The sequence below is a fragment of the Acidobacteriota bacterium genome (genome assembly GCA_016716905.1).
Taxonomy (GTDB): domain Bacteria; phylum Acidobacteriota; class Vicinamibacteria; order Vicinamibacterales; family SCN-69-37; genus SYFT01.
Genome location: JADJUS010000015.1, coordinates 26228 through 47097, shown reverse-complemented (window position 1 = coordinate 47097; position 20870 = coordinate 26228). Strand labels below are relative to the sequence as shown.

Below are 20870 nucleotides of genomic sequence, written 5' to 3'. Positions count from 1 at the left end.
AAAGTTACCGGTTGTTCTGGCGATCGATGTCCGCACCATCCGTGCGCATCGCCGTCAAGAGGAGTGGAGTGATCGAGAGCGCTTCAGGTTGGATCGATTCATACGTCAGGTGTTCCATCCGCAACGCATCAACCGGCTCGAGCGCCGCAATCCGACGCTCCATCCACGCCGATTCTTCCATTGACAGCGCGCTCACTGATGAGCGCTGCGCGCCACTGTAATGGCGAAGTGGGGGCAATGTCCGAAATGGCGAACTGTCGGAAGGACCCTGGACTCTGGACTCTGGACCCTGGACTTCTGGACCCGCCTCCGCGCTGTGCGCTACGGCGGGCAAGCCCTGGACCCTGGACCCTGGACCCTGGACGGCGAAGCCGATCGCGAGCGCAAGCGAAGCCACCGCGCCCAGCGGCACGGCCACTCGCCACCACGATGGCGCGCGCCCGTGTCTCTGCACCTGGTCGAGCCGCGCACGAATGCGAGCGGCCAGATCGACCGCCGGTTCGGCGTCGACCATCATCCGCGCGACGCGATTGATTTCATCCATCGATCTCTCCTCACTCTAAAAGCATTGAGCATTGAGCATTGAGCACTGAGCACTGAGCACTGAGCACTGAGCACTCAGCACTGAGCACTGATAATCCGTCTGGCCTCGGCCACACGCCACTTCACGGTGCCCAGCGGCACGCCGAGGATCTCGGCAATTTCGTCATAACCGTATTCACCCGAGGCGGCGAGCAGCAGTGTGTCGCGCAGCTTGGGAGAGAGGCCTTCGATGGCCGATCGCACCTGCCGCACTCGATGTCTCGCCTCGGCCCGGCGCTCCGGATCCGCATCCAGACTCGCCAAACGGTCCACCTCATCGTCTCGCGCGTCATCGTCGTGCCGGAGCGACGACGAGCGCTGCCACCAACGGGTTCGCGATTTTCGGCGGTCGAGCGCCTGGCGCCAGACGATGGTCAAGAGCCAGGTCTTGAAGCTGGAGTCGCCCCGGAAATGCGAGACCTTGCGCCAGGCCAGGACAAAAGCATCCTGCGTGGCATCCTCGGCATCTTCGCGGCGTTTGAGCGCAGCCAGCGCCATCCGGAAGGCCGCGCGATAGTAGACCGAGACAATCTGGTCAAATGCGGCGCGGTCGCCTTCGCGGGCAGCCGCCACCAACGCCCGAACCTCGGGCGTGTCACCGGTGAAGACCCGCTCGTCCGACACGAAGTCGTCGGTGGGGGTCATGGCTATCGCGACAACCTTCGGCACCACCGGAGTAGACCTCCAAACCCCCCGCCCGGTTGGGTGGGGACTACACTTAAGCACATCAGCACCAAGCACCCAGCACCCAGCACCCAGCACCCAGCACATCAGCACACAGCACACAGCACACAGCACCCAGCACCCAGCACACCAGCACCTAGCACAGCCGCACAAGAGATAAGAGAATGCAGTCAGACGAACAGATTTTGGAGCAGATCCGGGACAAAGTGGACCATCCGGCCACGGTCAAGGAACTGCTGCAGCGGCTGAAGTGGCCGCGGGAAGAGAGGGCCTCCTTCAAACGCGCCCTCGGTCGCCTGGTGGACACCGGCGAGTTAATTGAGATTCGGGGCGCCCGATTCGGCCTGCCAGACCGGATGAATCTGGTGGTCGGCCGCGTGTCGACGAATCCGCGCGGGTTCGGGTTTGTGGACGCGGAGCGGCCACCCGAAGACGGCCCCACCAGCATCTTCATTGCAGGCGCCAACCTCAACCAGGCCATGCATGGCGACCGGGTGGTGGTGCGCGTGGAACGTTCGCGCGACGACAACCGGGCCGAAGGCCGCATTGTGCGCATCCTCGAGCGTGGCACATCGTCGGTGGTGGGCCGGTATGAAGTGGACGCGCAGAAGCGCGGGTTCGTCGTGCCCTTCGACCGCCGGCTGGTGATGGACGTGGAGGTGATGCCGGGCGCTGCGCTCGGGGCGAAGCCGGGCGAGATGGTGACGCTGACGATTACGACGTGGCCCACCGCCACCCGTCCGGCGCAGGGGCGGATTACCGAAGTGCTGGGTGATGTGAACGCGCCAGGCGTGGATACGACCGTCATCATCCGCAAATACAACATCTCGGATGTGCACAGTGCCGCGGCCGTGGCCGAAGCGACTCGGCTTGGCACCGAAGTCAAACCGCGCGACCGTGAGCGCCGCACCGACTTCCGCGAGTGGCAGACCGTCACCATCGACGGCGAGCACGCGCGCGATTTCGACGACGCCATTTCGATTGACCGGTTGGCCAATGGCAACTACTGGCTGGCCGTGCACATTGCCGACGTCTCGCACTACGTGACAGAGGGGATTGCGCTCGACGAAGATGCGTACGAGCGCAGCACGTCGGTGTATTTCCCTGAGCGCGCGGTGCATATGTTCCCGGAAGAGCTCTCCACCGGGCTGTGCAGCCTGAAGCCGCGAGTCGATCGTCTGGTGCAGTCGTGCCTGATGGAGGTGGATCAGCGCAACGGTAGCGTGGTGCGCTACGAGATGCATGACGGCGTGATCCACAGTGACGCGCGCATGACCTACACCGAAGTGAGCCAGATCCTGACGGACCGCGATCCAGTCGTCAGCGCGAAGTACCACGCGCTGGTGCCGATGTTCGAGCGAATGCACGCGCTATTCGAGATCCTCAACCAGCGCCGGCGGCGTCGCGGCTCGGTGGATTTTGATCTGAAGGAATCGGAAATCCAGTTTGGCGAAGATGGCGAGATGGCCGCGATTGTGGCCGCTGAGAGGAACGTCGCGCATCGCCTGATCGAAGAGTTCATGCTGTTGGCGAACGAGACCGTGGCCGAACATCTCGAAACGCACGGCATGCCCACGCTGTATCGCATTCACGAAGCGCCCGACCCGTTGAAGGTGGAGAGCTTCGAGGAGTTCATCGGCGCGCTCGGGTATTCGCTGTCGGGACCGGCCGACAACCTCGAGCCCAGGCATTTCCAGAAGCTGGTGGAGAAGATCAAGGGCAAACCGGAAGAAAAGCCGATCGCGATGCTGATGCTGCGCACGATGCAGAAGGCCCGCTACGATCCGACGCCGGTGGGCCACTTCGGTCTGGCCACGGCGCACTATGCGCATTTCACGTCGCCGATCCGTCGCTACCCGGACCTCGTCGTCCATCGTTCCCTGCGCGAGTCGCGTCATGGCGTCTCGAAAGAACGGCGCGCCGAGCTGACCGAGGACCTGCCGGAAGTTGGCCGGCACACGTCAGAGCGCGAGCGCCGCGCCGTGGATGCCGAGCGGGAACTGGTGCAGTGGAAGAAGGTGCGGTTCATGGCCGACAAAGTCGGCGACGAATTCACCGGGTTTGTCACCGGCGTCACGGCGTTTGGCTTGCACATCGAACTGGTGGAGCACTTCGTCGAAGGCATGGTCCATGTGTCCACGATGGCCGACGACTACTATCGGTTCATCGAGAAGGCCCACTTGCTGCGGGGCGAAAAGAACGGCCGCACCTATCGGCTGGGCGACAAAGTGGCCGTGCAGTTGATTCGCGTCGATCTTGAACGCCGCCTGATCGATCTCGGGCTCACGGAAATTCTCGACGCCGTGAGGCAATCCGAGCGCAATCGAGGCCCGCGCCACAGCCGCGCCGAGCCCCGCAAGCCCGAGTCCCGCAAGGGCGAGCGGCGCCCAGCCACACGCGGCAAGCCCGCCGCCAAGAGCAGCAAGCGCCCGGGCCCGCGCGAGCGCGCCTTCAAGAAAGCCGCACGCGGCAAGAAGCGCTGACAGGATATTCACCATGAAGGACATGAAGCTCCATGAAGGCGCGGGGTTGAGTGCCGCCTTCGGCGGCACGCGCGATCGGAGGGACGTCACACACGAACACAGCCGGGAGATCAAAACGACCTCTGAGGTAATTACCGGTAATTGTGCGACGGTAATTACCTCAGAGGTCGTTTTGCCCTGCGCTGCGTTCGTGTGTGACGTCCCTCCGATCGTGCGGCCCCGGCGGAGCCGGGCCCTCAACCCCGCGCTTTCAGAGTGCTCGCCCGACATCTGGTGAATCTTCATGGATCTTCATGGACCTTCATGGTGAACATCCGAACGTGAAGACGCTGGTCATCGGCACGGCGGGGCATATCGACCACGGCAAGAGCGCGCTGGTGCAGGCGCTCACCGGCACCGATCCCGATCGCCTGAAGGAAGAAAAGGCGCGGGGCATCACGATCGAGCTTGGGTTTGCGCACGCCACCATCGGCGACGTCGAGGTCGCGTTTGTGGATGTGCCGGGTCACGAAAAATTCGTGCGCACCATGCTGGCCGGCGCCGGAGGGTTGGACGCCGTGCTGCTCGTCGTGGCCGCCGACGAGTCGGTGATGCCGCAGACCCGTGAGCACTTCGAGATTTGCCGACTCCTCGGCATGTCGCGCGGCCTCATCGTCATCACCAAGGCCGATGCCGCCGACGCAGACACCATCGAGCTGGCGGAACTTGAAGCGCGCGAGCTTGTGGCGGGTAGTGCGCTTGAGGCCGCGCCCGTCATCGCGGTGTCGGCTCACACGGGGCAGGGACTGGACCGTTTGCGAGAGGCGATTGCCGGGCTGGTGGCAGAGGCGCCGCCGGTGGCCGAGCGCGGCATCACGCGGCTGCCGATCGATCGCGCCTTCAGCATCCGCGGGTTTGGATCCGTGGTGACCGGCACACTGGTCTCTGGTGCGCTGCACGACGAGGATGCGCTGGCGGTGTTGCCGGGTGGCCAACCGGTGCGGGTGCGCGGGTTACAGGTGCACGGGCGCACGACCGCATCGGTGGCAGCGCCCCAACGCGTGGCCGTGAACCTTGGGGGCGTGACACTCGCCGAGGTGACCCGCGGGATGACCCTGGCCACACCAGGCACGCTGGCCGTGACGCGACGCGTGGACGTGCGCCTCGAGTTGCTGCCGGGCGCCCGGCCGCTGCGCCACGGGGCGCGAGTGCGCGTGCATCAAGGCACCGGTGATTGGTTGGGCCGGGTGTCGATTGCATCCGTGCGCGCGCGGCCGGCTGACGCCTGGACGCCGGTGCCCCCCGGCGCGAGCGACGTGGAAGTGCCGCCGAGTGGGCAGGCGCTCGCGCGCCTGCGTCTGGCGTCGCCCGCCGTGTTGACGCGCGGGGATCGGCTGGTGCTGCGCGCGGCGTCGCCGGTGATGACCATCGGCGGCGCAGTGGTCCTGGATCCGGAGCCTGCGGCGGGTGGAGTTCGGCGCAAGGGCGCCGCGGCTCGGCTGGCGGCCTTGACGGCTGACGATTCGATCGCGTGGGTCACGACCTGGCTCAGCGATGCTGCGCTTCGAGGCCTTACTGCGGGTGATCTCGTGCGCCGCGGTGGGCTGAGCCCGGGCAAAGCCGACGCCATCCTCCGAAGACTCGTGACCGATGGCAACGCGATACACAGCACCGACCGGCATGTGGACGCGGCTGCGGCCACCGCGGCCCGCGCGGCCATCGTCGCGCAGCTTGCCGCGTTCCATCGCGACCACCCGGGCGAGGTGGGCGTGCCGCGTGAGGTGGTGCGTGCGCATGTGGCGGCGGGTGATGTGTTTGAGACGCTCCTGTCCGGATTGGGTGCCGCGGTGGTGGGCACCGAGCGCCTCGCGCTCGCGTCGCATACACGCGTCGTGACCGGAGATGATGCCCGCGTGCGCCAGGTAATCGACGATGGCCTGAAGGCGGCGGGCGTGCAGCCGCCAGACGTGGCCGCGCTTGCGCTGCTCGCCAAGGCGTCACCATCCGTGGTGCAGAAGGCACTGCACGCGCTGCAGAGTGCAGGTCGCGTGCAACGTCTTGATGTGTTGTGGTTTCACGCCGATACGCTGACGGCGCTTAAGGCGGAGGTCAAGGGCCTCGGTTCGGGCGCCACCATTGACGTGGCGTCGGCGAAGGCACGGTTTGGCGTGAGCAGGAAGTTTGCGATCCCCCTGTTGGAGTATCTCGACAGAGAACGAGTGACCCGCCGCGCAGGCGACAAGCGGCTCGTGATTTAGCCCAACGGCTCTTACGAGTCGCGCTTGTCGGTCAGGCCGTCTTTCGTCGCGTCCTTGAAGTTCCGGATGCCCTTGCCGATCCCCTTGCCCAATTCGGGCAGGCGGCTGGCGCCAAACACCAGGATCACGATGAAAAGGATGATGAGTAACTCGGGAACACCAAGGCTGCCGAACATGGGGACACTCCACGTGCATTCTACCACCCCCTGGCACAGGCCGGAGGGCATTGCTTTTGCAGTATTCACCATAAATGGCCGAGATGCGTATACTTGGGGTGACACCCAGTCCGATGAGCGCTAACGCACCTGCGAACGTGCCGGTACCCGGTGGGCCTGTTGTGCCACCTGTGGCTACCGTTCCGGCTCCCCTCAAGGTTGAGCAGGGCTGGCTCGGCGCAAGTTCGATGTTTCAGCCGCCCGCGCATCACAAGATGGGGCGCGCGTTCTCAACGTCTGTCGCACTCCACGGCGGCGCGGTCGCACTGTTCTTCCTGATCCTGGCGCTGCGTCCGGCTCCGGAAGCTGCACAGCCGACGCCCATTGAAAAATACAACCTGGTGTTTGTGCAGGCGGCCGGTCCAGGCGGCGGTGGCGGCGGTGGCGGCAACTCCTCTCCGACGCCCCCGGCCAAACTCGAAATGAAAGCCGTATTACCGAAGCCGCCGGTGATTGAGCCAGTCAAGGTGGATGTCCCGCCGCCCCCTGCGCTGGTCGCGCCGGTACAGATGGCTGCGGTCATGCCGACGGCCGGTACGATGTCGGGACTCACGGCTGCGCCCTCATTGGGAGCCGGCACCGGTGGCGGTGGTGGCACGGGCGTGGGCACGGGCACCGGGCCAGGACGCGGCTCTGGTATTGGTGACGGCACCGGCGGCGGGTTCGGCGGCGGCGCGATGCGACCGGGCAGCGGCGTGACCAACCCGACCATCCTTCGCCAAATCGATCCCAAATACACACCCGAGGCCATGCGCGCCAAGATTCAGGGCATGGTGGAACTCGAAGCCGTGGTGGGCACCAATGGCGTCATCACCGAGGTGCGGATCAGCAAGTCGCTCGATCGCGCATTTGGTCTGGATGAAGAAGCGATGAAGACGGCCCGGCAGTGGCTGTTCCGCCCTGGACGTTTCCAGGGGCAGGCGGTGCCGATCCTGGTGGTGATCCAGATGGAGTTCAGGCTCCACTAGTTCTTTTCGGGCTTCTTCCCGCACGACGACGCGCAGGATAATATTTTGCGCGTTGCCATGACCCTGACGAAATCCATTCCATTTCTGATTCTGGTGCTGTGTGCGCTGGTGGCCCTGTTTGTTCCGGAGTCGGCGCCAGTTGTGACGGGCGGCCCGATCGACTCAGGCGACACCGCCTGGTTGCTGACGGCCACGTGCCTCGTGCTGCTCATGACGCCGGGGCTGTCATTTTTTTATGGCGGCATGGTCAGCAGGAAGAACGTGATTTCCACCATGCTGCAGAGCTTTGTGGCGCTCGGCGTGGTGAGTCTGATCTGGATCGTGTTCGGATTCAGCCTCGCGTTTGGAGACAGTTACCACGGCCTCATCGGCAACCCGATGACATTTTTCATGTTCCGGGGTGTGGGTAGCGCCACTCACCCCGACCTCGCGCCCACGATTCCCCTCGCGTTGTTCGCGATGTTCCAGTTGAAGTTCGCGGTCATCACTCCGGCGCTCATCACCGGATCGTTTGCCGAGCGCGTCCGCTTCTCCTCGTATCTGGTGTTCATGACGCTGTTCACGATCTTTGTGTATTGCCCGCTCGCACACTGGACGTGGCATCCGGAAGGGTTCCTGCGGCAGTGGGGCGTCCTCGACTTCGCCGGGGGCACGGTCGTGCACATGTCTGCGGGTGTCGCGGCGCTGGCAGGGGCGATCTTCCTCGGTCCCCGCCGCGTGCACATGGACGGCAGCCCGCACGTCGCATCGAACATTCCGTACGTCCTGCTCGGCACCGGCATGTTGTGGTTCGGCTGGTTCGGGTTCAACGCCGGGTCGTCACTCGGCGCCAATGCCACCGCGGCGATGGCGGTGGTGACGACCAATACGGCATCGGCCGCGGCCATGATGACGTGGCTCCTGTTCGACGTCGCCCGCGGGCGACGGCCATCCGCACTTGGCGCGTGCATCGGTGCCGTGGTTGGCCTTGTGGCCATTACACCGGCTGCCGGATTCGTGTCGATCGGACACAGTGTATTCATCGGCGTGTTGGCCGCGGTGGTGAGCAACTGGGCCGTGCACCTGAAGTCAAAGTCAACGCTTGATGACACGCTCGACGTGTTTCCCTGCCACGGTGTGGGCGGCATGGTGGGCATGCTGGCTACCGGACTCCTGGCGCGCGACGTGGGGCTGATGTCTGGCGAGACGCGGACCATGCTGTTTCACCTCGTCGCCCTGGTCCTGGTCACCGCCTTCGCGTTCGTGATGTCATACGTGCTCTATTGGGTGACCGATCGATTACTCACGTTGCGCGTGCCCGTGGAGCAGGAGGCGATCGGCCTCGATATCAGTCAGCACAGCGAATTTCTCGATCTGGAGCCGTTCCAGCAGTTCGGCGGCCAGAAGTGAGCGTGCGTCTGTCCCTCACGTTCCGAGGATCAGCCCCAGCAGCGTGACGTAGCCGCCCAGGTACCAACGGAATCGACGCGCCATGCGTCGCTCGTCGTCAGTAACGAAATACCGGTTGGTGAAGAGCGCGGCGATGTCGTGACCGAACCAGGGCAAGACATTGATCTGCCAGCCGGTCGTTCGGTAAACGGTGGAGCGCCAGCGATACCGCAGCGACCAGAGCGGAAAGCCGTAGAGGACAAACACGACGATGAGCGCGATTTTCATCGTGCCGTCGGCCGCCGCACACGTGGTCGCGGCTTGACGCTGCCCACGTCCGTGACGATCCGCTGTACCACGGTCGCGAGTGGGGTGTCGTGCGGGAACGCGATGCGATGGGCAGTGCTTCGCGCACCGGTTGGCACGCCCTGGCCGCCGACGAAAAGGCGATCGACCACGGTCTCGGGGAACAGGCGGGTGAGCGCCGTCATGTGACGCGTGAAGACAGCCCGGCGTGTGACCGACAGGAGGACGGCGTGTGGGCGCGACGTGCGGCAGGCGATCGCCAGATCTTCGAGCGGCATCGACGAACCCAGATAGACCACGCGCACGCCATGGCGCGCCAGATGCCAGGCCACGATTCGAAGGCCGAGCTGGTGGTGTTCATCCGGGAAACACGCGGCCACGACTCGGGGCGCGTCTGCGTCCAGCGGTTGAGCGGCGTCAAGGAGTCGGCCCAATCGAAGCAGGAACTGGTCGCTCACGAGGTGTTCGCTGGCGACGGTGCACGTGCCCGATTTCCAGAGAATCCCGACCGCGATCGCGGCCGGCTCGATGACGTCACTCACCACGTGATCGGCCGCCATCGTGGCAAAGGCCTCATCGAGAGCGGAAGACACGCCACGAGCGTTGAGCGCGACGGCGGCCGTGACGATTCGTTCGCGCAGGGATTCGGCCACAGCCGGGCCACCGGCAGGTACGGTGACCTGGGCGGTTGACCGCAACGTCGCGCGATCGAGTCGCGCGATTTCACCGATCGCCCGTCCCCCAGCCAGCAGGGCGCTCACGCGCCTGAGCAGCGCCAGGTCGCCATCGCCGTACACGCGTTGGCCGCCCTCGCCACGCTCCGGTAGGATCAGTCCGAACCGCCGCTCCCACGCGCGCAGCAGTGCGGGCGAGAAGCCGGTGAGCCGGGCGAGCGTGCCGATTTTGTAGGGGCCGTTCACATCGCGACCTGTGGTGGGCGTCCCGCGTGCGCGGGGCCCGGCTCAAGCAGGTAGTGGGCCACGCACCACTCACGGCCCTGCCGATAGGCCCAGAGTTCAGCGCACGCCATGAAGAACAGACGCCACCGGTGGAACCATCGCTCGGCGTCCCGCTGACCGTAGTGGCGCACGAAGACGTCCATGAGGTCGTCCCTGGCGGCGTCCAGGTTCGCGAGCCACGCGTTGGCCGTCTTCTGGTAGTGCGTGCCGTCCCATCGCCACTGCTGCACCACGTGCACATCGGTGTTGAAGTCGAGCAGCAGCGATTCGCTCGGCATCAGTCCGCCGGTAAAGAAGTGCCGGCCCATCCAGTCGCCCCGCCCTTCCGTGGCGTACGGGTAGGCCAGGGACCGGTGGCAGAAGATATGAATGAAGAGCTTCGCATCGGGCCGCATCCAGCCGGAGATGCGCTGCAGGAGCGCGCGGTAGTTGCGCATGTGTTCGAACATCTCGACAGAGACAATACGGTCGAACCGGCGTTCGGTGGAGAAATCGTTCATGTCCGCAGTCACGACCTCCACGTTTGACAGGCCTCGCGATGCCGCCCGTTCCAGGATGAAGGCCCGCTGCCGATGCGAGTTGGAGACGGCCAGGATACGGCTCGAAGGGTACCGCCTGGCCATCCACAGGGTCAACGAGCCCCAGCCACAGCCAAGCTCGAGCACCTCCTGACCATCGGCCAGCAGCGCGTGAACGGCGGTTTCCTCAAGCGCCGCTTCCTCGGCCTGCGCCAGCGTTGTGACGCCCTGCGGCCAGTATCCGCAGCTGTACTTCAACTGCGGGCCCAGGGCCCGCTCGAACAGCTCGACCGGCGCTTCATAGTGCTGGGCGTTTGCCGCGTCCGGGACGAGCGCGATGGGGCTGGTATCCATGTCACGGCGGAGCGCTGCACGCCGGCCCGGCTGGTCCGTGACGTCGCGCATCTCCACGCGCAGGCGCTGCCGGCACATCTGCTGAATGCCGAGCCGAACAACGCGGTCAGGGATCAAGCCGCGTTCGGTCAGGTCGATGGCAGAGGCGAGCAGTGCATCAATCACGATCGGTCTCCTGTGGGTGCAGATGCGGGCCCGGCATAGACCATCTGGACCAGGCCGGTGGTGCGTTCCGCGAATCCGGCTTCGCACGAGGCCAGATAGAACTCCCAGCGTCGGATGAACTCCTCTGGGTAACCCAGCGATCGAACGTCATCGAGGCGGTCGAGAAACCGCGTGCGCCACTCACGAAGCGTGCGGGCATAGTGCGGCGTCAGATCTTCCACCGATTCCGGGCGGAGGTCGGTGGTTCGTGCTGCCGAGTCGTTCATCGCGCCGACCGAGACGAGTGAACTGCCTGGGAAGACATCCTGTCGAATGAAGTCCACGGAGCGCACGTACCCGTCATACCGGCTGTCGGGCACGGTGATGGCCTGGATTCCCATGCGCCCTCCTGGCCGGAGGCGCCGGCCGCACTGCGCGAAGAAGGTGTCGAGAAATTCGGCCCCGACGGCTTCGATCATTTCGATGGATACGAGTGCGTCGTAGGTGCCCGTGAGGTCACGATAGTCAGCAAGCAGCACTGTGACTCGATCGGTCAACCCGGCCTGGCGCACGCGGCTCTCCGCGACGTCCCGCTGGTGACGCGAAATGGTGGTGGTGGTGACTCGGCACCCGTAGTGCGCGGCAGCGCGGATGGCAAGGGCTCCCCATCCGGTACCGATTTCCAGCAGATGGTCGGTCGGCTGCAGGTGCAGTTTCTGCAGGATCCGGTCGATCTTTGCGCGCTGTGCGTCGGCCAGCGAACTCTGGTCGTGTTCAAAGACGCCGCACGAATACGTCATCGTGTCGTCGAGAAACAGTGCGAAGAACTCATTGCCAAGATCGTAGTGCGCGTGGATGTTGCGGCGGCTGCCACCGCGCGTATTCCGGCGAGCCCGGTGGACGGCACCAAAGAACGGCGCGGACAGGCGTGCCCAGCCCGAGTCCAGTCGATCGGCCACGTCCAGATTGCGGGCGACGATGCGGCACACCGCAGTCAGGTCGTCCGCCCGCCATTCGCCGCGCACATACGAGCGGGCCGCCGCCAGCGTCCCTCCGGTGAGCAGCCGGCGAAACATGGCTGGGTCGGCGACATGAATGGTCGCCGCCAACTCTCCGGAATGTCCGTACGCGCGCGAGCCAAAGGGGCTGATCACAGTGAGCCGGCCCTCGCGAAGGCCGTTCAGCGTGCGATCGACCAGCCGGTACGCCGTGCCATCCAGCCAGGTGCCCTTCGATACATGTGTGTCACTGAGCCTTGCGGCCGCCAGGGAATCCTTCATCGAACGTTCTCCGTTGCGTGTGTGGGTGAGTCGCCGCCGGTGGTGCGCCGGGGGTGGGGATGGTAGGGCACGCCCTTCCACCAGAGCCGGAATGCCTGCCAATAAATGCCGACCACCACCTGCATCGTCATGGCCGGGTACGTGAGAAGGACGCGGGCGAGGTGCAGGCCGGTGATTGGACGCCGCTCGAGCGAGAGCGTGGCGTCGAAAACCCGCCGGCCGGCCTCGAGGTTGACCATGTGGATGGCCAGGTGCGGCCCCGGCGTGGTCATGTGCCAGTCGTAGTCGATCGTCATCGGCATGAAGGGCGACACGTGAAACGCCTTGCGGAGCGCAAAGTGCCCAGGCGTGCCGCTGGTGCGGGCCGTGAGCACGTAGCAGTGGCGCTCGCCCCAGGGTGTGTTGTTGACCTCGGCCACAATCGCCTCAACGCAGGTGCCGCCCGGATCGAAGCAGTAATAGAAACTGACGGGATTCATCCCGTACCCGAAGTAGCGCAGGTGCGTCAGCAGTCGCACAGGTCCGGCCGGGCGTGGTTCGCCTGCGGCTTCGACCAGATCCCTCACGGCCGTGTCCAGAGGGACCGCCGGGTCGCCGAGATGATCGGCGCGCCGGAACCACGCGAGTGCTGGCCGGCGCGTGGACCAGAACCAGCGGCGGTGGAACACGCGATCGAGTTCAGCCAGATCCAGGTAGACCTGAAAGATTGAGTACGTAAATTCGTGGGGTTTCGGGCTGAAGCGACGATGGCGGAGGCGCCCGATGTAGAGGGCGCTGGTCATGCGGCCACTCGTCGATCGAGCGCGTCGGCCACGGCCAATGCGCTGCGAACGCCGTCCTCATGAAACCCAAAGCCCCAGTAGGCACCGCAGAAGGAGGTGCGGTTGACGCCGATGAGATCGGCGTGCCGGCGTTGCGCCGTATCCCGGCCGGGCGTGAATGCCGGATGGTGGTACGTGAAACGGCCGAGGACCAAATCCTGATTGATCAGGTGCGAGCCATTCAGCGTGACGTTGAACTGGTGCGGCGCATGCAACCGCTGCAGCCGGTTCATGTCATAGGTCACCGAAACGGCGTCACGATCGGTGGCCGGCACGTGGTAGTTCCAGCTGGCCCATGCCCGCCGCGACCGTGGCAACACGGACGTGTCGGTATGCAGCAGGACCTCGTTCCGCTGGTAGGGGAACGCGCCCAGCACTTCACGTTCGACCGGGGACGGATCGGCCAGCATCCCCAGGGCCTGGTCCGCGTGGCACGCCAGGATCACCTGGTCGAACGGAGCCTGGTGGCCGGTGGCGTCTGTGAGCAGGACCCGATCCGCCAGGCGTTGTACCTGCCGGATCGGACGGTTGAAGACGACCGCGCCGGTGAACCGGGCCAGGAGCGCGTCCACGTACGTGCGCGACCCGCCGGTAATCACGCGCCAGGTGGGCTGGCCGCTGATCTGCAGCAGCGCGTGGTTGCGCATGAACTCGATGACGAACCGAATCGAGAAACCGAGGAACCGCCGCGGCGGACTTGACCAGAGCGACGCGCCCATTGGCACCAGATACAGATCCCGGAATGCCTTGCTGTACCCATGCTGTTCCACGTACTCGGCCACCGTCGTGCGATCGTCGGGCAGGCCGGAGGCCGCTGCGTCATGGTTGAAGCGGCGGATGTCCCACAACAGGCGGGCAAACTGTGGGCGCACCAGGTTGCGTCGCTGTGCAAATAACGCGTTGACCGACGCGCTGCTGTATTCGAGCCCGGACCGGTCGGACCGGACGCTGAAACTCATGACCGTGGGCTGCGACGCGACCCCCAGGTCGGCGAGCAGTTCCGTGAACCGCGGGTAGTGGCGGTGGTTGAAGACGATGAACCCGGTGTCGACGGCGTAGCGTCGTCCGTCGAGGGTCACGTCGGCGGTGTGCGTGTGTCCACCGGCCGCAGGGCCGGCCTCGAAGATGGTTACCTGATGGTGCTGCTGGAGCCGGTGCGCGGCCGTGAGGCCGGAAATGCCGGAACCGATGATGGCGATGCGGAGGGGCGCGACGGGCGCGGAAACCATGCAGACATAACTTATACAAAATATGAACAAAAGGTCAACACAGCCTTCGGTCACGCTGAGGCGTCGTAGACTATCGCGGCATGCCCGAGCGTCCCGCCCTCCGAACCGAGGTCCTGGCCGGGGTCACGACGTTTGTGACCATGGCCTACATTGTGTTTGTGCAGCCGGCCGTGCTTGGGGCGGCCGGCATGGATCCCGGCGCCGTGTTTATGGCCACGTGCCTGGCGTCCGCGATCGCCACCGCCCTCATGGGCTGGTGGGCCAACTATCCCATCGCGGTTGCGCCGGCCATGGGCCACAACTTCTTCTTCGCGTACACCGTGGTGCTGGCCGGCGGAACGCCGTGGCAGGTGGCCCTGGGCGCGGTGGCGATTGCCGGCGTGCTGTTTATCCTCACGGCCGGCGTCGGGCTGCGCGAACACGTCATCGCTGCCGTGCCCGATCCCCTGAAACATGGCATCGGGGTTGGCATCGGCCTGCTCATCGCGCTCATCGGGCTGCAGTGGGCCGGCATCATCGTGGACACCCCTGGCACGATGGTGGGGCTGGGCGACCTGACGTCGCCGCCGGCCGCGCTGGCGGCCGCGACGCTGCTCTTTACCGCGGTGCTCATGGCCCGCGGCGTCAAAGGCGCCTTCCTGGTCGGCATGGCCGCAGCCACCGTGGGAGCGCTCGCACTGGGGCTCGTGCAGTACGACGGCATCTTCAGCACGCCGCCGTCACTGGCGCCAACCTTCCTGCAACTCGACATCCCCGGCGCGCTCCGCTTCGACATGCTCGACGTCGTCATCGTCTTCTTCTTCCTGGCGTTGTTTGATTCAGTCGGGACGCTGATCGGGGTGGCCAATCGGATTGGCGCGGTGACCAACGGCGTGATACCCCGGGCGCGGCAGGCGCTGATGGCGGATGCCGTGGGCACCGTCATTGGCGCCGGCCTGGGCACATCCACGGTGACGGCGTACATCGAAAGCTCGACGGGTGTTGCGGCCGGCGGCCGGACAGGCCGCGCCAATTACGTCACGGCCGGGTTGTTCCTGTTGGTGCCGTTCGTGTATCCACTCGTCAAGATGATCGGCGGGGGAGTGGCCGGGCCGGGCGGGGTGACGCTCTATCCGATCGTGGCGCCGGCACTGGTGCTTGTGGGCGTGATGATGATGGAGAGCGTCGTGCACATCCGGTGGGGCGATCACGCGTCGGCGATCCCGGCCTTCCTCACGATGGTGACGATCCCCCTCGCGGTGAGCATTACCGACGGCATTGCGTTCGGATTCATCGCGGCGGCCGTGCTGGCGCTCGCGACGGGCCGCAGGCGCAGCCTGCACCCGCTCGCCTATCTCTTCGCGGCCCTCTTCGTGCTCCGCTACGTGCTGCGATGAGTGGCCCCTGGGGAACTTAGGAACTTGGGAACTGGGGAACTCAGCGAGCTTGATACACTGCCCGGCGTGAAGGGCACCTTGGAGAAGACCGGCGGCTACCAGGGAGACGCGCTGAATCTTCCGGTGCGTGACCTTGCGGCGGCGGTTCCGTTTTACGAGACGGTGCTGGGCTTTCATGTGCTCGCCCGCCGTGAAACGCCGCACGCGTCGGCGGTGCTCGCGCGCGACCATGTGCAGATCGGCCTCGCTGAAAACGGCGGCGACCCTGCACAAGATGGCGCATGGTTCCATGTGAGCGGCCTCGATGCCCTGCTTGCGGAATTTAATGCCAACGGGCTCGGCAAGGCCGCCTCCGACCTCAGCGTTGAACAGCGCGAGGACGGGCCTTGGCGCGTGTTCTTCGTCGTGGCGCCTGACGGGCTGTGCTACTGGTTCGGCGAGCGTATGTAACGCCTCGTTACCAAGTTCCGCGGCCTTGAGACCCAGGCCGCGCTACGAGAACCAGTTCCCCAGTTCCCCAGTTCCCCAGTTCCCCAGTTCCCCAGTTCCTAACTTCCCAACTACTTGATACGAATGTCCTGCCGGGCGGTCTTGGCGGCTTCAACCGTGACCCGAAGCGCGGCGTCGTAGATCGATTCCAGGAACTCTCGTCGCCGGGGCTCGTCGTCTTCCACGTCCACGAGAGCGGCGATGCGATAGGTGCCGGGCGGGAGATCGCGGGTGGAGAAGGCCCCGTCAGCAGCCGGGCGCATGATGCGAACACGCGGCGAGGCCGGGTGCCAGAGCGCACGGTCGTCCGGGAACGCGACGATGAAGTACTCCGTGGCGGCGGCGCCGGATTCGAGCGTCAACGTTCCCGTCAATGCCGTCACAGATTGTGTCAGCAGCACCTCCGCGCCTTCGATCGACCCGTCGGTAAACGTCAACGGCGCGTCGCGAAGGTCGCGTCCCTGGTGACGGATGGATCCCAGCGCCCAGCCACTGCCCGCAAGTGCCGCCGGCAGCGTGACCCGCACTTCGTAGTTGTGCGGCTCAATCCCCGTGATCGTGAACCGGCCATCGTCGCCCACCGGAAACTGGCGGGAGGCCACCGCCGCAGTGGCGGGGTGAACCGTGACCATCGTGCCCTTCCACGACGCCGGAGCCGCCGCCGCATCGGTGGTGACTGTGCCCGTGAACACGTGTCCGGGTTGAAGCGCCAGGGTGAGCCCCTCGATGTTGGCCCCGGTAACTGCAACCTCGGCCATGGCCCACTGGGTCTGCGCTTCCGCCCTGATCTCCGCGGTGGTCCCATCGGGACGCAAGGTCACGCCGCCGGCTCGCACGCGGATGCGGTACAGGCCGGGACCGAGATTGGCAATGGTGAACTCTCCGCGCGCGTTGGGCCGGATCACTTTCGGCGCCAGCGTCCCAATCGCAGGCAGGGGTGGGCCCACCAGTTCGACCGACATGGCGATGGCCTGGGCGGGCGCGCCGTTGGCGCCAATCAACGTCCCTGAGATCGTTGCCATCGGCACTGGCGCGACGGTGAAGCCAAGACCATCCCTGACCTCGCCTGCCTTGACGGTCAGCGGCATCGCGTCGTTCACGATGGGGGTGCCGGGAAAGTAGGTAGGCGCGTACCCGACGATCGGCGCCGACGATGCCGCCGGCGTCTCGGTGGGTGACGTCGCGGTTTGGCCAGGGGCCGCTGTCGCCGGCCGCTGCAGCGATCGGACGACCGCATCAAACTCCTGATCCGATCGCCGCTGAATCTCGCCGCGGCCGAACGCGGGCAAGGCGGCAATCACATAGGTGTCGGGCATCAGTCCGAAGATGCGGAACTCTCCGCGGTCGTCGGTCTGAAACTCCCGAGGCGGAGCGATGGCCACACCACCGGCAGTCGAGAGCCTCATGGGGATGGCCATCACCTGCGTGTTTGGGAGCGGCTCGCCGTTCTCAAGCGTGACGCGGCCGGCCAGCACCGCACCACGCGGCAACATGACGCGCAGGTCACGAAGCGCCTGCCCGTCGTTGACCACAAGCACGGTCCCAGGGCGTCCGGGACGACGGGCGCCGTAAGTGGTGGTGAGGTGCGCGGGCTTGAGCGCCTGCAGCGTGTATCGGCCGGCGCGGAGCGCGGAGATCACGAAGCGCCCTTCGTCATCGGTGATGGCGCTCGCAGTCTGCAGCCCGTCGCTCGAGGCCACGGTGATAACCGCGCGACGCACCGGCGTCTGCGCCTCGTCGCCAAGCGTGACGAGGCCGGCAACCGACGCGCTGCCGACCCGTGTCGGTGCGGCTGTTGGCATGTCCCGCTGCGGCTGCTGCGTCCCAACCGACATCGCGATGAGAACAACGATGAGTGCGCGAATCATCGTGGCCCGCCGATCACCCGCAGGTCCTGTGAGACGACCGAGTGGGGCCCCACCGTCACGCGGGCGGATCGGCCCGCTACGGCAGTCATGAACGCCGGCTCGCTCGCACGAGCCCGGTCTTCGATCGGGACCGCGGCCACGAGGTAGTCGCCCGGAAGCAATCCGCGCAACTCATAGGTGCCGTCGGCGGTGATGTTGGCGGTGCGGAACCGCGCCGTGTTGACGCTCGTCGGGCCCAGGGCCGCCGGCGACGCCGGAAAGATCACAACCGTCGCCTCGGTGGCCACGCGACCATCCGGGCCACGCACCGTCCCACTGAGCTTGTTCACCTGTGTGGTCATCTGCAGCACGATGCCGGTGACCGGCCCTTCACCCGAGACTTCGAGAGGGGTATCGAGCATGTCTCGTCCATTCCAGGTGGCGCCGACCAACGCCTGCTGGTTGTTGCTGATGGCCTCGACCAGCGAGTAGCGGCCGGGTTTGACGTTGTTGAAGGTGAACGTGATCCGTGCGGCGACAGTGGCTTGTGGCCAGTACGGAACAGCCCCGTACGGACCCAGCGTAATGTCGCCGTCAGTGGGTTCGAAGCGCACCATGAAGGGCGGCGCGCCCGCAGGCCGGACTTCGGAGCCGTCCCACTCGATGTGCCCTGAGACGCTTGTGGCAGGAATCACCGGTACGACGATGCCGGTGACCGGCCGGCTCCCCACGCTCACCTCGACACGGCCCGTCACATCAGGCCCAGGCACGCTGTTCGAGTTGAGCACCATGCCGTTGCCGCCGGGCATATTGCTGTATCGCATCCAGAAGGGATTGCCGCCGGTGGGCATCAACGCCTCTCGTGAGCCGAACTGGTTGACCTGGTATTCGGCCACGGACCGGCTGGCGACGATGACGTAGTGGCCTTCAGGGATTCGTTGAAACGTAAAGGCGCCGCCGGCATCAGCCGTGGTCACACCGGCGTCGCCGGCAAGACCGACCAACTCACCGCCAACCGGGAAGATCCGCACCGGGACTCCCGCGATAGCGGCCGGCGGGCCCGCCACAATTCCCGACACCGATACGGAGGGCAGCGGAGCCATCTGCACGTCCACTCCCGCGCGATTCTCTGCGAAGTCCACTGCGATGGTTGTGGCGTCAGTGGGCGTGCGCGCTGCTGGGTGGAACAAGGATGCGTAGACCGAGCCCTTATCGTCTGGTGGCGGCACCGCGAAGTAGCCGGTCACAACGCCTGAGCCATCACTGGCGCGGAGGACGGGCAATGCTTCCTGGGCCTGCGGCGTCGGCGATGCACCGGCGGGTGCGCGGTTCGGTGGGCGATATAGCGCCACTTCGCCGCCAGGCAAACTGATCTGGATGCTGGGCACGTGCACCAGATACTGGCCCTTCATCAGGCCGGCAAAGCGGTACATGCCTCGGTCGTCGGTCTGCACTGCGGGCCCAACGGCCCAGCGCTGCCGTCCGGCGAGTGTGGCGCCCATGAGCAGGCGCACCGGGATGCTCACGAGTGGTTCGCCCCGTTCGTCACGAATGGTTCCGGAGATTGCCGCCGGACGCCACAGCTTGATGTGCCCTTCGGTGAACCATTGGCCTTCGGTCAGGGTGATGCGCGTCAGGCTGGCAACGCCTGGCACTCGCCGGTACCCGCCGGCGAGGTAACCGGCTCGCGTGGTGGCCAGCGAATACCCGGTGGACGCCGGGAGGTCTGTGAAGATGAAACGCCCCTTGCTGTCGGTCATCTGCTGCGGCCGTGTGCTGCTGGCCTGACCGATCTCCCTGCTGCTGACTGTCAGTGAGACCAGCGCGCCTTCAACAGCCGCGCCGGTCGTGCCGTCGGTGACGATGCCGCTGATGGATCCGGTGCCCATCTCTCGCGGCGCTTCCATCAGCACCGACGGCGCACCGCCGGTCACACCTGAGCCGCCGGCCCGTCCGCCTTGACTGACACCGCCCGCCAATGGCGGCGGAGGTGGGGGAGGCGGAGGTCCCTGGGGCGGCCCCTGCGCAGACAGCGCCACCGCGAATCCGAACAGACACAGAACCGCAAGCCTGCGCACCATTGGAACAGGTTAGACACCGACCGAGTGATTCTGGCGCGTCGGTCAGCGCGCGGGCAGAATCGCGATGGCGCGAAGCGGTGCGCCGCTGCCGCCTTTGATTTTCATCGGGAGTGCGACGATGGAGGCCCCGCGCAGTGGCAACTGTTCGAGTGCGGTCAGGTTCTCGAACGCCGGGATGTTGGTGGCGTAGAGCGCCCGGTGTGACTCATAGAGCGAAGACTGGCCGTAGTCGATGCTCGCGGTGTCGATGCCGAGGGCCCTGACCGGCCGGCTTGCCACAATCCACTTTGCGGCATCGGGATGCAGGCCGGGGAAGTGCAGCTTCGGGACCGCTGCGGGGCCGCGTTCGGCCGTGCCCAGGTAACGTGCGGCATCCGGCCAGCGCTGCGAAAACCCGGTGCGAATCAGAAGAATGGCATTCGGCTCGATCTGGCCGTGCTGCTGCTCCCACGCCTGCAGGTCCGCGACGGTGACCTGATAGTCGGCGTTCTGGCGGGCGGCTTCTGTCACGTCGATCACGAGCGCGGGCCCCACGAGGCGATCGAGTGGCACCTGATCCGCGGTGTGACTGCCTTGAGCGAAGTGGACGGGCGCATCCATGTGGGTGCCGCCATGCTCGGATGAAAAGAAGTTGTTCGAGGCGTAGTAGTAGCCGGCCGGCGTCATCCCGTCCGCCACCTTGTCGAGTCGGAACGGATCGGCCGTCGGCCAGAAGATCGACTGCGCTTCGTACGTGTGCGTCAGGTCGACGAGGGGGCCTGCCGGAAAGGCCGCAGGCGGCGGCGGAGCAACGGGCGCGGGTGGCGCAGGCGCGCAGGCGGCGGCGGTCAGTGCAAAGGCGAGACTGGCAATGGAAGTACGCATGGCACGCATTCTTGATCACCTTCGGCGTGGTTGACAGGTTCGATGTGAGAACGTGACAATCTGCG

The 20870-nt window shown here is 65.8% G+C and carries 18 protein-coding genes; 6 read left to right on the top strand and 12 right to left on the bottom strand.

From position 1 onward, the window contains the following. Positions 1-4: 4 nt before the first annotated feature. Both IPL75_15085 and IPL75_15080 read right to left on the bottom strand, forming a co-directional pair. Complete coding sequence (locus IPL75_15085) at positions 5-544, bottom strand: hypothetical protein (protein MBK9241548.1); 540 nt, start codon at positions 542-544, stop codon at positions 5-7. Between the two features lie 74 nt (positions 545-618). Then, positions 619-1251 (bottom strand): RNA polymerase sigma factor, encoded by a 633-nt coding sequence (locus IPL75_15080; GenBank protein ID MBK9241547.1) that lies wholly within the window; start codon positions 1249-1251, stop codon positions 619-621. Positions 1252-1430: 179 nt separating this feature from the next. On the opposite strand from IPL75_15080, the gene rnr reads away from it, so the two are divergent. Continuing rightward, positions 1431-3749 (top strand): ribonuclease R, encoded by a 2319-nt coding sequence (gene rnr / locus IPL75_15075; protein ID MBK9241546.1) that lies wholly within the window; start codon positions 1431-1433, stop codon positions 3747-3749. 293 nt (positions 3750-4042) lie between these two features. Beyond that, the gene (selB, locus tag IPL75_15070) at positions 4043-5986 is read left to right on the top strand and encodes a selenocysteine-specific translation elongation factor (GenBank protein ID MBK9241545.1); all 1944 of its coding nucleotides are present in this window, start codon (positions 4043-4045) and stop codon (positions 5984-5986) included. 11 nt (positions 5987-5997) lie between these two features. On the opposite strand, the gene tatA is transcribed toward selB, so the two are convergent. Continuing rightward, a complete protein-coding gene (gene tatA / locus IPL75_15065) occupies positions 5998-6162 on the bottom strand; it encodes a twin-arginine translocase TatA/TatE family subunit (protein ID MBK9241544.1) in 165 nt (54 codons plus the stop codon). 170 nt (positions 6163-6332) lie between these two features. Here tatA and IPL75_15060 point away from each other — a divergent pair, with 170 nt between their 5' ends. Continuing rightward, the gene (locus IPL75_15060; protein ID MBK9241543.1) at positions 6333-7169 is read left to right on the top strand and encodes an energy transducer TonB; all 837 of its coding nucleotides are present in this window, start codon (positions 6333-6335) and stop codon (positions 7167-7169) included. A 57-nt stretch (positions 7170-7226) separates the two neighbouring features. Next, positions 7227-8558, top strand: a complete 1332-nt coding sequence (locus IPL75_15055; GenBank protein ID MBK9241542.1) for an ammonium transporter — start codon at positions 7227-7229, stop codon at positions 8556-8558. Between the two features lie 15 nt (positions 8559-8573). Here IPL75_15055 and IPL75_15050 read toward each other — a convergent pair whose 3' ends face one another. From IPL75_15050 to IPL75_15025, 6 genes are all read right to left on the bottom strand, one after another. Continuing rightward, positions 8574-8825, bottom strand: a complete 252-nt coding sequence (locus IPL75_15050; GenBank protein ID MBK9241541.1) for a hypothetical protein — start codon at positions 8823-8825, stop codon at positions 8574-8576. Beyond that, entirely contained in the window at positions 8822-9763 is a 942-nt protein-coding gene (locus IPL75_15045; protein MBK9241540.1) for a cobalamin B12-binding domain-containing protein, read from the bottom strand. The genes IPL75_15050 and IPL75_15045 overlap by 4 nt, the downstream gene beginning before the upstream one ends. Beyond that, positions 9760-10752 carry a class I SAM-dependent methyltransferase gene (locus IPL75_15040; protein ID MBK9241539.1) on the bottom strand — a complete coding sequence of 331 codons (993 nt, stop codon included), beginning with the start codon at positions 10750-10752 and terminating at the stop codon, positions 9760-9762. Before IPL75_15040 ends, IPL75_15045 begins: the two co-directional genes overlap by 4 nt. An 83-nt stretch (positions 10753-10835) precedes the next feature. Further along, the gene (locus IPL75_15035; protein ID MBK9241538.1) at positions 10836-12098 is read right to left on the bottom strand and encodes a class I SAM-dependent methyltransferase; all 1263 of its coding nucleotides are present in this window, start codon (positions 12096-12098) and stop codon (positions 10836-10838) included. Beyond that, positions 12095-12880 carry a DUF1365 domain-containing protein gene (locus tag IPL75_15030; GenBank protein ID MBK9241537.1) on the bottom strand — a complete coding sequence of 262 codons (786 nt, stop codon included), beginning with the start codon at positions 12878-12880 and terminating at the stop codon, positions 12095-12097. The genes IPL75_15035 and IPL75_15030 overlap by 4 nt, the downstream gene beginning before the upstream one ends. Continuing rightward, positions 12877-14148 carry an FAD-dependent oxidoreductase gene (locus IPL75_15025; protein ID MBK9241536.1) on the bottom strand — a complete coding sequence of 424 codons (1272 nt, stop codon included), beginning with the start codon at positions 14146-14148 and terminating at the stop codon, positions 12877-12879. Before IPL75_15025 ends, IPL75_15030 begins: the two co-directional genes overlap by 4 nt. A gap of 80 nt (positions 14149-14228) precedes the next feature. Here IPL75_15025 and IPL75_15020 point away from each other — a divergent pair, with 80 nt between their 5' ends. Together IPL75_15020 and IPL75_15015 are read left to right on the top strand one after the other, a co-directional pair. After that, positions 14229-15524, top strand: a complete 1296-nt coding sequence (locus IPL75_15020; GenBank protein MBK9241535.1) for an NCS2 family permease — start codon at positions 14229-14231, stop codon at positions 15522-15524. Between the two features lie 66 nt (positions 15525-15590). Further along, entirely contained in the window at positions 15591-15974 is a 384-nt protein-coding gene (locus IPL75_15015; GenBank protein MBK9241534.1) for a VOC family protein, read from the top strand. Between the two features lie 110 nt (positions 15975-16084). Here the strand turns inward: IPL75_15015 and IPL75_15010 are convergent, their stop codons facing one another. Genes IPL75_15010 through IPL75_15000 form a run of 3 tightly spaced genes read right to left on the bottom strand, consistent with a single transcriptional unit; the run spans position 16085 to position 20805 of the window. Beyond that, positions 16085-17881 (bottom strand): carboxypeptidase regulatory-like domain-containing protein, encoded by a 1797-nt coding sequence (locus tag IPL75_15010; GenBank protein MBK9241533.1) that lies wholly within the window; start codon positions 17879-17881, stop codon positions 16085-16087. Then, positions 17878-19941 carry a carboxypeptidase regulatory-like domain-containing protein gene (locus tag IPL75_15005; protein MBK9241532.1) on the bottom strand — a complete coding sequence of 688 codons (2064 nt, stop codon included), beginning with the start codon at positions 19939-19941 and terminating at the stop codon, positions 17878-17880. Before IPL75_15005 ends, IPL75_15010 begins: the two co-directional genes overlap by 4 nt. Before the next feature lie 42 nt (positions 19942-19983). After that, a complete protein-coding gene (locus IPL75_15000; protein ID MBK9241531.1) occupies positions 19984-20805 on the bottom strand; it encodes a cyclase family protein in 822 nt (273 codons plus the stop codon). Between the last annotated feature and the right edge of the window lie 65 nt (positions 20806-20870).

What these genes read in the sequence shown, in the direction of transcription:
- IPL75_15085 (MBK9241548.1), bottom strand. Translation starts at nt 544, where the DNA reads ATGGATGAAATCAATCGCGTCGCGCGGATGATGGTCGACGCCGAACCG.
- rnr (MBK9241546.1), top strand. Translation starts at nt 1,431, where the DNA reads ATGCAGTCAGACGAACAGATTTTGGAGCAGATCCGGGACAAAGTGGAC.
- selB (MBK9241545.1), top strand. Translation starts at nt 4,043, where the DNA reads ATGGACCTTCATGGTGAACATCCGAACGTGAAGACGCTGGTCATCGGC.
- tatA (MBK9241544.1), bottom strand. Translation starts at nt 6,162, where the DNA reads ATGTTCGGCAGCCTTGGTGTTCCCGAGTTACTCATCATCCTTTTCATC.
- IPL75_15055 (MBK9241542.1), top strand. Translation starts at nt 7,227, where the DNA reads ATGACCCTGACGAAATCCATTCCATTTCTGATTCTGGTGCTGTGTGCG.
- IPL75_15050 (MBK9241541.1), bottom strand. Translation starts at nt 8,825, where the DNA reads ATGAAAATCGCGCTCATCGTCGTGTTTGTCCTCTACGGCTTTCCGCTC.
- IPL75_15040 (MBK9241539.1), bottom strand. Translation starts at nt 10,752, where the DNA reads ATGTGCCGGCAGCGCCTGCGCGTGGAGATGCGCGACGTCACGGACCAG.
- IPL75_15035 (MBK9241538.1), bottom strand. Translation starts at nt 12,098, where the DNA reads ATGAAGGATTCCCTGGCGGCCGCAAGGCTCAGTGACACACATGTATCG.
- IPL75_15030 (MBK9241537.1), bottom strand. Translation starts at nt 12,880, where the DNA reads ATGACCAGCGCCCTCTACATCGGGCGCCTCCGCCATCGTCGCTTCAGC.
- IPL75_15025 (MBK9241536.1), bottom strand. Translation starts at nt 14,148, where the DNA reads ATGGTTTCCGCGCCCGTCGCGCCCCTCCGCATCGCCATCATCGGTTCC.
- IPL75_15020 (MBK9241535.1), top strand. Translation starts at nt 14,229, where the DNA reads ATGCCCGAGCGTCCCGCCCTCCGAACCGAGGTCCTGGCCGGGGTCACG.
- IPL75_15010 (MBK9241533.1), bottom strand. Translation starts at nt 17,881, where the DNA reads ATGATTCGCGCACTCATCGTTGTTCTCATCGCGATGTCGGTTGGGACG.
- IPL75_15005 (MBK9241532.1), bottom strand. Translation starts at nt 19,941, where the DNA reads ATGGTGCGCAGGCTTGCGGTTCTGTGTCTGTTCGGATTCGCGGTGGCG.
- IPL75_15000 (MBK9241531.1), bottom strand. Translation starts at nt 20,805, where the DNA reads ATGCGTACTTCCATTGCCAGTCTCGCCTTTGCACTGACCGCCGCCGCC.